This is a genomic window from Desulfurivibrio dismutans, assembly GCF_029210385.1.
Classification (GTDB): domain Bacteria; phylum Desulfobacterota; class Desulfobulbia; order Desulfobulbales; family Desulfurivibrionaceae; genus Desulfurivibrio; species Desulfurivibrio dismutans.
On the sequence record NZ_JARGDQ010000003.1, the window covers coordinates 138,699 to 153,041 of the forward strand.

The 14,343-nt window shown below is 61.7% G+C and carries 14 protein-coding genes, 1 tRNA gene and 1 pseudogene; 3 read left to right on the top strand and 13 right to left on the bottom strand.

Annotation, left to right across the window (positions count from 1 at the left end; all coding sequences use genetic code 11):
* Nucleotides 1–6: 6 nt before the first annotated feature.
* The 3 genes from ccsA to nqrF are packed head-to-tail and all read right to left on the bottom strand — an operon-like array spanning nt 7 to nt 2,541.
* Nucleotides 7–1,038 carry a cytochrome c biogenesis protein CcsA gene (gene ccsA / locus P0N66_RS04300; protein WP_275802764.1) on the bottom strand — a complete coding sequence of 344 codons (1,032 nt, stop codon included), beginning with the start codon at nt 1,036–1,038 and terminating at the stop codon, nt 7–9.
* A gap of 18 nt (nt 1,039–1,056) precedes the next feature.
* Entirely contained in the window at nt 1,057–1,305 is a 249-nt protein-coding gene (locus tag P0N66_RS04305; protein ID WP_275802765.1) for a hypothetical protein, read from the bottom strand.
* Nucleotides 1,306–1,311: 6 nt separating this feature from the next.
* Nucleotides 1,312–2,541 (bottom strand): NADH:ubiquinone reductase (Na(+)-transporting) subunit F, encoded by a 1,230-nt coding sequence (nqrF, locus tag P0N66_RS04310; RefSeq protein WP_275802766.1) that lies wholly within the window; start codon nt 2,539–2,541, stop codon nt 1,312–1,314.
* 40 nt (nt 2,542–2,581) lie between these two features.
* Here nqrF and P0N66_RS12880 point away from each other — a divergent pair.
* A pseudogene (locus P0N66_RS12880) lies at nt 2,582–2,689 on the top strand (EF-P lysine aminoacylase GenX); the annotation flags it as partial.
* On the opposite strand, the gene nqrE reads toward P0N66_RS12880, so the two are convergent.
* From nqrE to P0N66_RS04345, 7 genes are all read right to left on the bottom strand, one after another.
* Nucleotides 2,687–3,292: an NADH:ubiquinone reductase (Na(+)-transporting) subunit E gene (gene nqrE, locus P0N66_RS04315; protein ID WP_275802767.1), complete on the bottom strand. Its 606-nt coding sequence runs from the start codon at nt 3,290–3,292 to the stop codon at nt 2,687–2,689. The pseudogene P0N66_RS12880 and the gene nqrE overlap by 3 nt on opposite strands.
* A gap of 9 nt (nt 3,293–3,301) precedes the next feature.
* Nucleotides 3,302–3,928, bottom strand: a complete 627-nt coding sequence (locus tag P0N66_RS04320; RefSeq protein WP_275802768.1) for an NADH:ubiquinone reductase (Na(+)-transporting) subunit D — start codon at nt 3,926–3,928, stop codon at nt 3,302–3,304.
* Complete coding sequence (locus P0N66_RS04325; RefSeq protein WP_275802769.1) at nt 3,918–4,718, bottom strand: Na(+)-translocating NADH-quinone reductase subunit C; 801 nt, start codon at nt 4,716–4,718, stop codon at nt 3,918–3,920. Before P0N66_RS04325 ends, P0N66_RS04320 begins: the two co-directional genes overlap by 11 nt.
* Nucleotides 4,711–5,898 (bottom strand): NADH:ubiquinone reductase (Na(+)-transporting) subunit B, encoded by a 1,188-nt coding sequence (locus tag P0N66_RS04330; protein WP_431190010.1) that lies wholly within the window; start codon nt 5,896–5,898, stop codon nt 4,711–4,713. The genes P0N66_RS04325 and P0N66_RS04330 overlap by 8 nt, the downstream gene beginning before the upstream one ends.
* 27 nt (nt 5,899–5,925) lie before the next feature.
* Entirely contained in the window at nt 5,926–7,485 is a 1,560-nt protein-coding gene (locus tag P0N66_RS04335) for an NADH:ubiquinone reductase (Na(+)-transporting) subunit A (protein ID WP_275802771.1), read from the bottom strand.
* Nucleotides 7,486–7,487: 2 nt separating this feature from the next.
* Nucleotides 7,488–8,510: an FAD:protein FMN transferase gene (locus P0N66_RS04340; protein ID WP_275802772.1), complete on the bottom strand. Its 1,023-nt coding sequence runs from the start codon at nt 8,508–8,510 to the stop codon at nt 7,488–7,490.
* A 128-nt stretch (nt 8,511–8,638) separates the two neighbouring features.
* The gene (locus tag P0N66_RS04345; protein ID WP_275802773.1) at nt 8,639–10,015 is read right to left on the bottom strand and encodes an OFA family MFS transporter; all 1,377 of its coding nucleotides are present in this window, start codon (nt 10,013–10,015) and stop codon (nt 8,639–8,641) included.
* 284 nt (nt 10,016–10,299) lie between these two features.
* On the opposite strand from P0N66_RS04345, the gene P0N66_RS04350 reads away from it, so the two are divergent.
* Both P0N66_RS04350 and zwf read left to right on the top strand, forming a co-directional pair.
* Nucleotides 10,300–11,334, top strand: coding sequence for a hypothetical protein (locus P0N66_RS04350; RefSeq protein WP_275802774.1), 1,035 nt, complete (start codon nt 10,300–10,302; stop codon nt 11,332–11,334).
* 12 nt (nt 11,335–11,346) lie between these two features.
* On the top strand, nt 11,347–12,897 hold the full coding sequence (gene zwf / locus P0N66_RS04355) for a glucose-6-phosphate dehydrogenase (RefSeq protein WP_275802775.1): 1,551 nt from the start codon (nt 11,347–11,349) through the stop codon (nt 12,895–12,897).
* Between the two features lie 134 nt (nt 12,898–13,031).
* On the opposite strand, the gene P0N66_RS04360 is transcribed toward zwf, so the two are convergent.
* From P0N66_RS04360 to tpiA, 3 genes are all read right to left on the bottom strand, one after another.
* A tRNA-Leu gene (locus tag P0N66_RS04360) sits at nt 13,032–13,116 on the bottom strand.
* Nucleotides 13,117–13,139: 23 nt separating this feature from the next.
* Complete coding sequence (gene secG, locus P0N66_RS04365) at nt 13,140–13,514, bottom strand: preprotein translocase subunit SecG (RefSeq protein ID WP_275802776.1); 375 nt, start codon at nt 13,512–13,514, stop codon at nt 13,140–13,142.
* A 42-nt stretch (nt 13,515–13,556) separates the two neighbouring features.
* On the bottom strand, nt 13,557–14,306 hold the full coding sequence (tpiA, locus tag P0N66_RS04370) for a triose-phosphate isomerase (RefSeq protein ID WP_275802777.1): 750 nt from the start codon (nt 14,304–14,306) through the stop codon (nt 13,557–13,559).
* Nucleotides 14,307–14,343 lie beyond the last annotated feature (37 nt).

A 14,343-nucleotide genomic window follows, 5' to 3' on the forward strand; every position in this document is an offset into this window, starting at 1 on the left:
CTTATACTACATCAGGGAATGTTCGCCGGGGAAGATATATGACGCGACAAAGGTGAAAATCATCGCCACGAAACAGAGCAGCCCCAGGGCGGCGGAAAAATACCACATCCCCTTTTTGTTGGCATACAGTCGGGTGTGAAGATAAGTACTGAAAATGGCCCAGAGCATGATGGAACTGCTGACCTTGGGGTCCCACCACCAGTTGGGGCCCCAGGCCTTCAGTGCCCAGGGGTAACCCAGCAGCATGCCCAGGGTGAGCAGAAAATAGCCGAACTTGGCGTAATCATACCCCACCTTCTCCACTTCCAGCTCCCGGCGGATCAGCATCAGCAGCGACACCGCAAAAAAGATGGTGATACAGGCATAGGAGATAAACAGCAGGGGCGGATGAAACCACATGTAGGAAGCGGTGTAGTAAAACTCCAGCCGGGGGTAAAGCCGCATGAACATCCCCAGCTGTTCCCAGGCCGACGGGGCGGTGAACCAAGGGGTGATCTCGGCAAAAAAGCGCGGCAGGGGCTCGCGGAAGGGATCGGCCAGAAAATAGAGCACCACCAGTTGGGCCGCCAGCAACAGGTAGAGACTGCCCCTGAAACGATGATTTTCCAGGCGGCGATGGGCCAGCACCGCCATCAAGGCAAAGCAGAAAAACCAGAAGTAATAACGCTGGTACTCGATCCAGGGCGGGATCAGGTAACGGGGCGGGGACTGGGGATCGTACAGAGGAATCCCGTAAGCGGCACCCCGGTTCATCGCCGCCAGTTGCTGGTTGAGCATGGCCGCCAGCTGCTCTGGCAGTTCCAGCACCGCATGCTGGGCAATCTGCCAGTGAAACCAGATCATCCCCAGAAAACCCAGCAACATTAAGCCGGCGGTGGCCAGCAGCAGCCAGAACGACCAGCGGGGCAGCAAGGGCCGCCGACCAAAAAGATTGCCCAGGCCGGTAACCGCCAACAGCAGGGCGCAAAGCAGCAGCAGGGGCATCAGTACAGCTCCGCCCCGGCTGTAGGTTTCTACCGCAACAGCCAGATTTTCCATAGTTTTCACAGCACGTTTTTATTGCTTATTGGTGTGCCAACGTTGACGGGATCCGGCAGGCATGCTTCCATGCCATTGGTTGTGGCCAGGGGGTGGGGGCCGCATCCCCTCAACACAGGTGGCACATAGCCGACCGCCGTCTTTATGGCACATGCCGGTCAAGCCATGGGGGGTATTGCGCAAACGACGACGAGCATAATTGATCAACAGCCCGAAGGCAACCACCACCGCCAGGGTCAGGGCCAAGGTCAGCAAAAAAGTTTGCATAACGGCTCACCCCCCGAAGTCGTCAAAGAAAATGTGATCCCGTTCAACTCCCAGTTCCTGCAACATCTCGATCAGGGAGGCGGTCATACCCGGCGGCCCGCAGGCGTAATACTGGACATCCTCGGGCGCCTCATGGTCCTTGAGATAGTTTTCATAAAGCACCTTGTGAATATACCCCACGTGCCCGGTCCAGTTGTCCTCCGGCCGGGGGCGGGACAGCGACAGATGAAAGGAGAAATTGGGAAATTCCCGGGCCAGATCCACAAAGTCATCCAGGTAAAACACCTCCCGCAAACTGCGTCCACCGTACCAGAAGGAAATCTTGCGTTTGCTTTGTCGCCCCTTGAGCAGCTCAAAGATATGGCTGCGCAACGGCGCCATGCCGGCCCCGGCTCCGACATAGACCATTTCCGAATCGCCTTCACGGATGAAAAAATCGCCGTAAGGACCGGAAATGGTGACTTCATCGCCAGGTTTGAGGTTGAAGATATAAGATGACGCTTTGCCAGGGGGGGTAGGGTTAATCTCCTCTTCATCCAAGGGCGGAGTGGCCAGTCGCACGTTAAGCTTGAGCAAGCCCTTTTCGCCGGGGTAGTTGGCCATGGAGTAGGCCCGGGTCACCGGCTGGTGGACCTTGGACATGTACTGGAAGAGCTTGAAGCGGGTCCAGTCGCCCTGGAATTTTTCGGCCACGTCGAAATCGGCAAAAGAAAGTACATAGGGCGGAATCTCGATCTGGATATAACCGCCGGGCTTGAAATTCACCTCTTCATCGGGGGGCAGCTTGAGCACCAGCTCCTTGATGAAGGTGGCGATATGGTGGTTGGATTCAACCACGCAGCGCCATTTCTTGGTTTCCAACATCTCCGGCGGCAGTTCGATCTCCATGTCCCGCTTCATCGGCACCTGGCAGGCCAGCCGCACCCCATCCCGGGCCTCCCGCCGGTTGATGTGGGATCGTTCAGTTGGCAGAATCGCTCCGCCGCCGCTTTTCACCGTGGCCCGGCACTGGCCGCAGGAGCCGCCGCCGCCGCAGGCCGAGGAGATGAAAATGCCCTGGTCGGCCAGGGCGGTGAGCAGCTTGCCGCCGGGCTCCACGGTGAGCTTTTTTTCGCCGTTGATCAGGATGCTCAGGTCGCCGCCGGGCAGCAGTTTGCGCTTGGCGGCGATGATCAGCACCACCAGGAAGGTCTGGATCACCAGGTAGGCAACTATGGCAATAACTATTTCCTGCAAACCAATTTCTCCAAATGTAACTGATCACGGGGGCGACGGGGTAAGCGGTCACGGGGTGCCGCAGGTTGCGGCAAGCGAGACGGCGATGCGTACATCGGTACGTGAGCCGGCTCGATCGCCGCAAGATGCGGTGCCCCGTGATCGCTTACATCCCGGCAATGCCCATGAAGGCCATGGCCATCAGGCCGGCGGCAATGAAGGTAACCCCCAGGCCGCGCAGGCCGGTGGGCGGGTCGGCATATTCCAGTTTTTCCCGGATCCCGGCCAGCAGCACCACGGCGATCAGAAAACCGCCGCCGGCTCCCAGGCCGTAGGCCACACTTTCACCCAGGGCGTAATCCCGCTCCACCATGAAGAGGCTGGCCCCCAGGATGGCGCAGTTCACCGTCAGCAGGGGCAGGAAGATGCCCAGGGTGTTGTACAGGCCCGGCACGTAGCGATCGAGAAACATCTCCAGGATCTGCACGGTGGCGGCGATCACCCCGATATAGACCAGCAGCCCGAGAAAGGTCAGGTCGATCTCCGGCATCCCCAGCCAGCTTAAAGCGCCGGGCTGCAGCACCAGGTTGTAGATCAGGTTGTTGAGCGGCACGGTGATCGCCTGGATGATCACCACCGCCAGCCCCAGCCCGAAGGCGGTCTTGACCTGCTTGGAGATGGCCAGGAAGGTGCACATCCCCAGGAAAAAGGTGAGCACCAGGTTCTCGACAAAGAGCGCGGTGAAAAAGATCTCGAAGTAGTGGCTGATCATGGCGGTATCCTATCCCCTTTCCTTCTGTGACGGATAAATCTCCCGCAGCAACCAGATCAGCAGGGCCACCAGAAAGAAGGCGCTGGCCGGCAGCAGCATCAGGCCGTTGCCCTGGTACCAGCCGTCCCGGGAAACCAGGGGCAGCACGGTGACCCCGAACAGGGTGCCGGCCCCGAACAGTTCACGGCAAAAGGCCACACTCATCAGGATAAAAGAATAGCCCAGGCCGTTGCCCAGGCCGTCCAGGAAGGCCTTGTCCGGTGGGTTACTCATGGCAAAGCCTTCGGCCCGGCCCATGACGATGCAGTTGGTGATGATCAGCCCCACGTAGATGGAAAGCTGGCGGGAAAGCTCGTAGAAATAGGCCTTTAGCACCTGGTCCACCAGGATCACCAGGGTGGCGATGATGGTGATCTGGATGCCGATGCGCACCGTGTTGGGAATACGTTCCCGCAGCAGGCTGATGATGGAACTGGCCACGGCGGTGACCATGGTCAGGCAGACCGACATCACCAGGGCGGTGGCCATGTGGCCGGTAACCGCCAGGGCCGAACAGATCCCCAGCACCAGAACGGTGATGGGGTTGCGCTCAAAAATCGCCTTAAAAAACAACTGCCCCCGGGTTTCATCGGCCATGATCGCTGCCTCCTTCCTCCATAATACCGTCCCGGTGGCGTTCCAAAAACGGCTTGAAACCGTGGTCGCCGAACCAGAATTGCAGCAGGTCGCTGACGCCGTCCAGGGTCCGGGTGGCGGCGGAGATGCCGTCGATGCGATGACGGCCCTCTTCCCCCGCCGGGGCCTCGCCCTTGATCACCCGCAGGGCCGGTTGCCCCTCTTCATCGTATATTTTTTTGTCCTGCCAACCGGCCAGCCAGCGGGGATTTTCAATCTCGCCGCCCAGGCCCGGCGTTTCGCCGTGGCGATAAAAGGTGGCGCCCGCTACGGTGTTTAAATCACGGTCCAGGGCCACATAACCGAACATCATGGACCACACCCCCCTTCCCCGGATGGGCAGCACCACCTTGGCCAGTTCACCGTTTTCCCGCACCAGGTAAACCAGGGAATAGTTTTCTCGGCGCCCCAGGCCGGCCAGGTCTTGATCTGCCGGCAGTTTCCGCCCCAGTTCCGGGTCGAGAGCGGCTTTGAGCTGGTTGAATTCCGCCGGGGCCAGCTCCTCAGGCGGCACGAAGGAACCGTCTTCCAGGCGAACAATCCGGGTTTCCACCGTCGCAAAAAGTGCTTCGATGTCAGCGCCGGACTGGTACAAATCGGCGGCGACCAGGATGTTTTTCATTTCGTCCAGGCGCTGGTTGGCCTCCTGTCGATCCCGCAAGCCCACTGCGGTACCGGCCACCAGGGTCGAACAGACCAGGGCCAGCAGCAACACGGTGAGCACCGTTTTCGGGGTACTTTCCTTAGCCATGGCGCAGTGCCCTCCGCCGGATATTGGCCTGCACCACCAGGTAATCGAACAGCGGGGCGAAGATGTTGCCCAGCAGAATGGCCAGCATCACCCCTTCGGGAAAGGCGGGGTTGAGCACCCGCAAGATGATGGTCAACGCGCCGATAAAAAGCCCGTATAACCACTTGCCCGCCTCGGTGTGGGGGGCGGTCACCGGGTCGGTGGCCATGAAGACCAAACCCAAGGCAAAGCCGCCCAGCACCAGGTGCCAGTGGGGTGGCACGTTAACCATGGGGTTGTCCGGCGAACCGATGAGCCAGAACGGTATCATGATCGCCATGGCCCCCAGCAGCATGGCAGTCATGATGCGCCAGGAGGCAATGCGGGTAGCCAGCAACAGGGCCGCGCCCAGCAGGCAGGCCAGGGCCGAGGTTTCCCCCATGGAACCGGGAATGGTGCCGGCAAAGGCCGCGCCCCAGGTAAAGTCCAGGGCGGCCACCGGCTGCTCGACGGGGCCGGCGGCCAAGGCGACCAGGGGGGTAGCGCTGCTCAGGCCGTCAACCCCCACCCACACCTCTTCCCCGCTCATCTGGGCGGGATAGGCAAAAAAGAGAAAGGCCCGGGCGGTCAGCGCCGGGTTCATGAAGTTGCGCCCCACCCCGCCAAACACCTCCTTGGCGAAAATCACCCCGAAGCTGGTGCCAACCGCTACCTGCCACAAGGGAATGGTGGGCGGCAGGGTCAGAGGCAGCAGCAGGCTGGTGACCAGGAAAGCCTCAGAAAACTCATGGCCACGGATAATATTGAAGATGGCCTCCCAGACACTTCCCACCGCCAGACAAACCAGGTAAACGGGCAGGAAATAGAGCGCCCCGTGCACCAGGTTGGAATTCAGGCTGACCGGGTCCACCCCCACCCGACTCATCACCACCCCGCGCCAGCCGGCGGGCAGCTCCAGTCCCAGGCTGGTCAGGGCCAGGTTGGCCTGGTAGCCGGTGTTCCACAGGGCCATCAGGACACAGGGGATCAGGGCGACGATCACCATCACCATGATGCGCTTAAAATCGATGGCGTCCCGCACGTGGGGCGCGCCGGGGTTGGTGAGCCGGCTGCCCATGAGGAAGCTGTCGGCGGCCTCATACAGCGGGTACCAGCGCTCCAGCTTGCCGCCCTTATGAAAATGCGGCGCCAGTGAGCGCATATATCGGTCGAGAGCCCTGATCACCGGTTACCCCTCCTCCTCAATCCTGCTCAGCATTTCCCGCAGCATGGGGCCGAAGTCGTTCTTGCCGGGGCAGACAAAGCTGCACAGAGCCAGGTCCTCTTCCACCAGTTCCAGCACTCCCAGTTCCAGGCAGCGCTCCAAGTTGCCGGAAGCCAGGCTTTTGAGCAGGGCGGTGGCGATGATATCCAGCGGCATCACCTTTTCGTAGGTGCCCAAGGGAAAAATGGCCCGGCGACCGCCCCAGGTGGCGGTGCTCATGGCAAAAGGCCGGCGGCGCAGGACGGAGAGGAAGGCCGGCACCAGGGAAAAACGATCCCCGCCGGGCCGCAGCCAGCCGAACAGGCAACTGCCGTCATCCTCGGGCAGGGCGGTGACCTGCTGGTGGTAGCGGCCCAGGAAGGCGAAGGGGCCGTGGGCGTGGTGGCCGTCCAGCACCGAGCCGGAGATCAACCGGTGGGGGGTGCCGGCGGCCGGCGACGCGCCGGGGACGTCGGCCCCGGCCAGGGATACGCCGGCGCCGGCGTCAGCTTCAGTGCCCCGGGCATCGTTGGGGTCATGGTCTTCGAAGGAAGCGAAAGGCGCTACGGAGGGAAAGGCGCCAGCCACCAGTTCATGACGGAGCAGTTCAAGCAGCGCCGCGCCGCGCACCACCCGCACCAGGCGGGGGTCCTTGATCCCCGGCCCGCCCAGGGCCAGCACCTGGGAAGTGGCCAGCCGCCCTTGGCGGAAGAGATGGCCGATGGCCATCACATCCTGGTAACCGATCTGCCAGACCTGCTTGCCCGGCCCCACCGGCTCCAGAAAATGGATATGGGTGGAGGGCAGCCCGGCGGGATGGGGGCCGGCAAAGCGGGCCACGGTGATTTCCGGCAGCTCTTCGCCGGGCAACGGGGCCGCCATGACGTCGGGTTGTCCACCCGGCGAAGCCGCGCGGGACGGGACCGGGATGGCGGGCGGCTGCCCGGATGCTGCCCCTGCCGCCAGCGGCGGGGTGCAAAGGTAAGTTTTAGGAACCAGGGCGGTGAGCAACTGCAACCCGGCCCGGAAATCTTCCGGCGTTTCAGCAATCACCACCGCCGGCGGGGCGGCCAGGGGCCGGGTATCGATGGCGGTGACAAAGAGGGCGGCGGGGGTGGCTGCCGGCGAGGCTACCTTGCCGTAAGGCCGGGAACGCAAAGCCGTCCAGAGTCCGGAGTCCAGCAACACCTGCCGGATCTGGGCCGGCGCCAGGCGGTCTTCCCCGCCGCTGACCGGAAAAGTTTGCTGCTGGTCGCCTTCCAGGGCGATCACCACCGACTGCAGCCGGCGGCGCGCCCCCCGGTTAATGGCGCTGACCACCCCGGCAGCCGGGGCGGTGAAGTTGACCCCGGGGTTTTGCTTATCGGTGAACAGCGCCTGGCCGGCAGCCACCTGATCGCCCACCCGCACCTCCATGGAAGGGCGCAGGCCGGGGTAATCGTCGGCCAGCAGGGCGACGTGGCTCACCGCGCCAGCGGCTTCAAGCACCGGCCGCGGCGCACCGCTGATGGGGATATCAAGCCCACTGGAAATGGTAAAGTCCATGGTCAGACGATAAACCCGCCGGTGTGTTGGACCTTGAACTCCTTGTCGACAAAGTAGCCCTCACAACCGGGAAAGGCGGCCAGCAGGTCCAGGGCATCGGGCAACCCCAGCACCAGGCAGGCAGTGGCCAGGGCGTCGGCCAGAGCCGCATCCGGCGCGGTGATGGTGCAACTGGCCAGTTGCGGCGGGGAAAAGCCGGTGCGGGGGTTGATGATATGATGATGCCGGTAGTCGTTGCTGAAATTCTGCTGATAGTCGCCGGAGGTGGCCACCGCCAGGTTGTTGCCGGCCACCACCGTAAGCTCCCGGTTCATTCCCGGCCGGGGCGGGGCGATACCGATGCGCCAGGGCTTATTGCCGGGCTTGCCGCCCCGGGCCGCCAGATCGCCGCCGGCCTCCACGTAAACCCGGCCAAAGCCGTGGGCCGCCAGGGTAGCCACCCCCTGGTCGACGATATAGCCCTTGCCGATCCCGTCCAGGGTGATCCCCATACCCGGCTGGGTCAGGCGCAGTTGCCGACCATCAATCTGCAGCCGGGTAAAATCCACCGCCCGGCGAGCCGCCGCCAGCTGTTCATCGGCGGCCGACAAACCCTGCCGACTCTGCTGATGCCGGGTCAGCAGGGGCAACATGGTGACATCGAAAGCGCCGTCACTTTTGGCGCTGACCTGTTGCGCCAAAGCCAGCACCGCCAGCAGATCGGCCCCGGCCCCGGCCAATTCTCCGGTACGGTTGAGTCGCCCCACCTCGCTATCGGGCCGGAAACGGCTGAGCCGGGCCTCCAGTTCGCTCATCCGGCTCAAGGTGGCGACCGCCGCCGCCTCGGCCTGCTCCCGGTCGTGGCTGTAAACCGTCAGGTTAACCGGCGTGCTCATCAGCACCCGGCTACGGCGCACCACCTGCAAGCCTCGCTCCCGGCCGGTAAAGGTCAGTCCCAGGGCGCCAGCGGCGCCAGCCACGGCCAGGATCTTCAATGCTGAGCGGCGACTGAACACGTTTTTTCGGGACTGCCCGGCGTCCACCATGATTTTTTCCTTGCCTGCGCCTTGATGTTTAATGGAAATTATTCACTACAACAAAAATGGCCTAAAAGTCAACCCACCGCCGACCCACAAAGTCAGCATCGGGTGTCGATATCAGGGCCGACACTCAATCAGTGTCTCTGCTCCTTGAGCAGCAGGGCCAGAAGGGCGGCGAAAACGCAGGCGCCACCGGCAATATTGAAGGAAATCTGCCAGGTGGTGATGTCGCCAACCAAGGCCATGTCACGGAAATATCCGGCGATTTGCGGCCCTATGATGCCGGCCACTCCGTAAGAAAGAAACACCCATCCGTAGTTGCGACCCAGGTTGGCGGAGCCGAAATAGTCTGCGGTGGCGGCGGGAAAGAGGGCAAAGTTACCACCGAAGTTGAACCCGATGATAGCAGCGGCAATGATCAGGCTGCTGGCGGCGGCGCCCAGTTCGAAAAAAGAGAAAACAATGAACGCCTGGAAGCAGCACATCATAAACAGTGACCACTTGCGGCCCAGGCGGTCGGACACCCCGCCCCAGGCGATCCGACCCAGACCGTTGAAGATGGCGTACCAGGCCATGGCGGTGCCGGCGATCCTGGTGGCCTCGGCCGGATCAACCACCGCCTGGCTCATCTGCAGGGCATCGGTGCCGAAAAGGCTGATGCTGTAAATCACCATCAGCCCGGCCAGAGCGGTGCTGCAGAACATCAGCCAGAGGAGGTAGAAATGGCCCGAGCGCAACATCTCGCTGCTGCTGTATTCACGGGGTGCGTCGGCCAACGCGGCCGGCGGCGCCGGCGAGTTCTTGATGTCTACGGTCCCGGCGTTGCTTAAGCCGGGGCCGTTCAGGGGAGCAGCAGCGGGCACCGGAGCATAACCCGGCGGCGGGTTGAGCATCACTTGGCTACCCAGCAACACCAGCAGAGCGAAGGTGGCCCCGTAGAGCAAAAAAACCGACTGGACGCCGGGCAATCCGAACAGGCTCACCGTTTGCAACAGACCGCCGAACCAACTACCGGCCAACTTGACCCACAGGGTGGCCCCGAAGCCGAAACCAGCCACCGCCAGCCCCGAGACCAGTCCCTTCTTGTCCGGAAACCATTTCACCCCAACCGCAATGGGAACCACGTAGGCCAGGCCTATACCGGCCCCGCCGATCAGGCCGATACCCACAAACTGACCCCAGAAACTGGCACCCAGCAGCCCGCCCAGAACATAACCCGCCCCCAACACCAAACCGCCGGCGACGGCCAGCAGCCGGGGGCCATAACGGGGCAACAACCGGCCGGCTCCCACCATCACCACCGCAAAGGTGGCAAGCCCGGCGGAAAAGATCCAGGCGGTCTGACGGGCGGAAAAACCGTAATCGCCCCCTGCGCTTAGCGGCTGGGTCAGGGGACCGGTAAAGACGCTCCAGGCGTAAATGGCGCCCAGGCAGAACTGGATTATCACCGCCCCGACCACCACCAGCCAGCGCCGTTGCCCCACGCTAAGATATGCCGTCAAATCCCGCATCCTGTCCCCTGAAAAAACTCGCCAAAAAATATATGAGCCAACGGCCAGCGCCGCTGCCAAAGAAATCAAAACTTTCCCGAAGCCCTGTGTCCTGTGTCCTGTGTCCGATGAGCCATGGTATCATCTCCGGCTCCCAACCTCAAACTGCAGGAGAAATCTTTTGTTGATGGTTACCACCTCTTCATCCTTACTAGGCCACCCCGCGACCCAGGCGATCATGATAAATCGTGCCCGTTTCTTTTCAGCCTTGACACTGCCCGGGCTTTGGGCGATAAATTGCCATCATGCTAGAATTCGCCTGCCTGCTCCATTTCGCCCTCACCGCCCTCACTGCCTGGCCTGGCCAAGGGGGAGCGCTGCTGACTCCAGACGTCAACACCCACGGTTTTATCGGAGTGATGGGATTCAGCTATACCATGTTGCTGCACTTTCTGGTCAATTCCTCCCGTTACGGCGGAAAAACCACGGCTCTGCGGCGGTTGCTGGCGCTGCTCTCCCTGCTGCTGGCCGGCGGCGCCCTGCTGGTCAGCAAATTTCTGCTTACCATTACCGGCACCGCTTTTCTGCTGACCTCTGCCGCCCTGTTTTTTTATTTTACCCCGACCCCCAATCGCCGCGAGGATCTGTTTCTGACCTGGGCGGTGACCATCTCCCTGCTGAGCTGGCTTTATTTTGTGTATGCCCTGAACTTTACTCACCTCTGGGGCTTTGAAACTCGTTTTTCCTACATTATGCTTGCCTTTTCCTTTCCAATTTCGCTGCTGCTCTTCTCCCGCTATGTGGATTTCCTGCAAATCAGCCCCAAACATGTAAAGCAGACGGCCCTGGTACTGGTGGGCGGGGTGCTAAGCCTTTTTGCCGGCATGCTGCTGGTATGGCCGCCCCTGGAACTGGCCAGCGCCGGTCTGCTGCTGCTGCTCATTGCCTGGTACATGCTGCAAGCTCACCGCCTGCGGGAACCCTTTCTACTGTCGGCCTTTATTGGTCTGCTGCTAACCGGCCTGACCGGCGTCTGGTATCTGCTGGCCTACATCATGGGTCATGGCCAGGAAACCAAGGTGATGCTGAGCCTGCACGCCCACCTGGCCCATTTCAGTTGGGCCATCTTCGGAATTTACTACCTGCTGCTGCGCGACAACGGCGATCAGCACCGCAACCTGCTGCCCGCCCTGGCGCCATTGCTGACGTCCCTGCTGCTGCTGGCGGTTTACCTGCTAACCGAGCACCCCTGGCTGCCGGCAGCGGCGGTCATCCTGTTTCTGGTGTCGGGCTTGGCCCCGGCCCGGGCGCTGGTAAAAGCTCGGCAACACCGCAACTGAATGGAGTGAGTAATGAATTCTCAACAACCTGGCATGGAAAGACGCGACATCCAAGACGACTGCAGCCTGCGTGATAGCTCCGAGTTACCTTCCTGCAGCATCGTGATCTTCGGGGCCTCCGGCGATCTTACCGCCCGCAAGCTGATCCCCGCCCTGACCAATCTGTTCAACCACGGCTGCCTGCCGGTGCGTTTCAACATCGTGGGCTGCGGCCGCAGCGCCATGAGCCATGAGGAGTTTCGCCGTCATCTGGCGGAGTTTAATTCCAGCCAGCGAACAGTAAACAGCGGTGATGCCTGGGCAAGCTTTGCCGCCAATATCTTCTATCAGGAACTGACCTACGACAACCCCGATTCATACCGGCGACTGGCGGAACTGCTGAATCAGCTGGACCGGGAACGGGGCACCGCCCCCAACCGGATGTACTACCTCTCGGTACCGCCAGCCCTTTATCCGGTGATCGCCACCCAACTGGGTCCCGCCGGGCTGGCGCAGCAGGGCGCCGGCCACTGGTCGCGGATCGTGGTGGAAAAACCCTTCGGTCACGACCTGGCCTCCGCCGAAGCCCTGGACAAAACCCTGCACGCCGGCTTTTCCGAAAAGCAGATCTTTCGAATCGACCACTACCTGGCCAAAGAAACGGTGCAGAACATCCTGATGCTGCGTTTTGCCAACGCCATCTTCGAGCCTTTGTGGAACCGCAACTACATCGATTACGTAGGGATCATCAGTGCCGAAAAGCTGGGAGTAGAGCACCGGGCCGGGTTTTACGAGCAGGCCGGAGTACTACGGGACATGTTCCAAAACCACATGATGCAACTGCTGGCCCTGACCGCCATGGAGCCCCCCAGCCGCTTCAGGGACATCCAGGTGCATGATGAAAAGACCAAAATTTTCCGGGCCTTAAAACCATTGACCCCGGGGCGGCTTAGCGACAACCTGGTGCTTGGCCAGTACGGCCCCGGCACCATCGACGGCCACGAGGTAGTGGGTTATCGCCAGGAACCGGGAGTGGCGCCGGACTCTCTCACCCCCACCTTTGCCGCCATGAAGCTGGGCATCGACAACTGGCGCTGGCGGGGAGTGCCCTTTTACCTGGTCTCCGGCAAACGGATGCCGGCCAAGGAAACCCGCATCATCATCCAGTTCAAGGAAGTCCCCCACTCCATGTTCAATCATGAAACGGCGGCCAACCTGCTGGCAAACCGGCTGGTGCTGGGTATTTACCCCGAGGAAAAGATCACCTTGAACTTCCAGGCCAAAAGCCCGGGCAGCAAGGAATGCCTGCACCAGGCGGCTATGAATTTCAAGTATGAGCGCCGGCAGGACCAGGGCGGCGGTACTTTCGACGCCTATGAAATGGTCCTGCTGGACTGCATTATCGGCGACCACATGCTGTTCTGGCGCCAGGACGGGGTGGAGTTGTCTTGGGCCTTCCTCACCCCCATCATGGCGGAGTGTGAAAGCTACCCGGAAACCGCCGCCAAGATGCTGCAAACTTACCCCGCCGGCACCCCCGGCCCGACCGCCGGGCACCGGTGGATGCAACTGCTGACCGGCTGACCGGCCCGGCTGCGGCAAGCACTTCAGCCAACCCGAAAGCCAACGGACAAAGACGCAAAAAAAAGCCCGCCAACCGTTAATTATCGGTTGCGGGCTTTTTTTACCGGCCAAAACTGCCGGCCTGGTTACATATCTGGTGCCGAAGGCGAGACTCGAACTCGCACGGGTTGCCCCACTACCCCCTCAAGATAGCGTGTCTACCAGTTCCACCACTTCGGCCTTTGTAAACGTTCAGCTTTACTTTACTGCTCTTCGCCGGGGAAGGTGCGCGGCACCTCACCGTCCGAGGCGCCGGGCAGCGGGATGGTTACCGGTTCGTCGCTTTCCGGCAGCGCTTCCTCGATGGGCGCCGGCGTGGTGCGCACCCTTTCCATCACCGAACCGTCACCGGCCCGGCTGGAGATGTAAGCCAGCGAAATCGAGGTGATCATGAACACCACGGCGGCCATGGTGGTGATCTTGTTCATCATCGGCAGCGGCCCTTCGGTGCCGAACACCGTCTGGCTGGAGCCGCCGAAAGAAGCCCCAATGGAGGCACCTTTACCGTGCTGCAGCAGCACGATGGTCACCAGAAAAAGGCAGACCAGGATGTGAAAGACAATCAAAACTGTATACATACTTCAATCACCGACAATAAAAAACAGCGCCCATCCGGCAAATTAAACAAAGCGGATGATGCGCTCGAAAGTTTCGGCCGACAATGACGCGCCGCCGACCAGGGCCCCGTCAACATCCGCCTGAGCCATAATCTCATCAACGTTGGCGGCATTGACGCTGCCACCATACAGTATTCTAATACCGGCGGCAATATTTTTCTCATAGACCTCAGCCAGCAATCGGCGCACAAATTCATGGGCCTCTTGGGCCTGGGCGGGGCTGGCGGTTTTACCGGTACCGATGGCCCAGACCGGCTCATAGGCGATCACCAGGCGGGCCGGATCATCCACCGCCACCTGCTCCAGCCCGGCCCGCATCTGCCGCTCCAGCACCGCCATGGTTTGGCCGGCCTCCCGCTCTTCCAGCGTCTCGCCGATACAGAGGATGGGGATCAGGCCATGGGCCTGGGCACCGCGCAGGCGGCGGTTGACCATGGCGTCGTCCTCACCGAAGACGTGGCGGCGCTCGGAGTGCCCCACGATCGCCATCCGGCAACCCAGCTCCCGCAACATGGGCGGGGCGATCTCGCCGGTAAAGGCCCCCTTGTCCTCCCAGCAGACGTTCTGGCCGGCCAGCATCAGCCGCTCCCCGGCCACCTCCCGCACCCGCGCCAGGGCGGTAAAGGGCGGGGCGATCATCACCTCGCGGTCATCGCACGCGGCCGCCACTCCGGCCACCGCCGTCGCCAGCGCCGCAGCCTCATCCAGGCTCAGGTGCATCTTCCAGTTACCGGCAATCAACGGGGTACGCATAAATCCTCCTTTTCATCCATGGGCGCGTTGATGACTT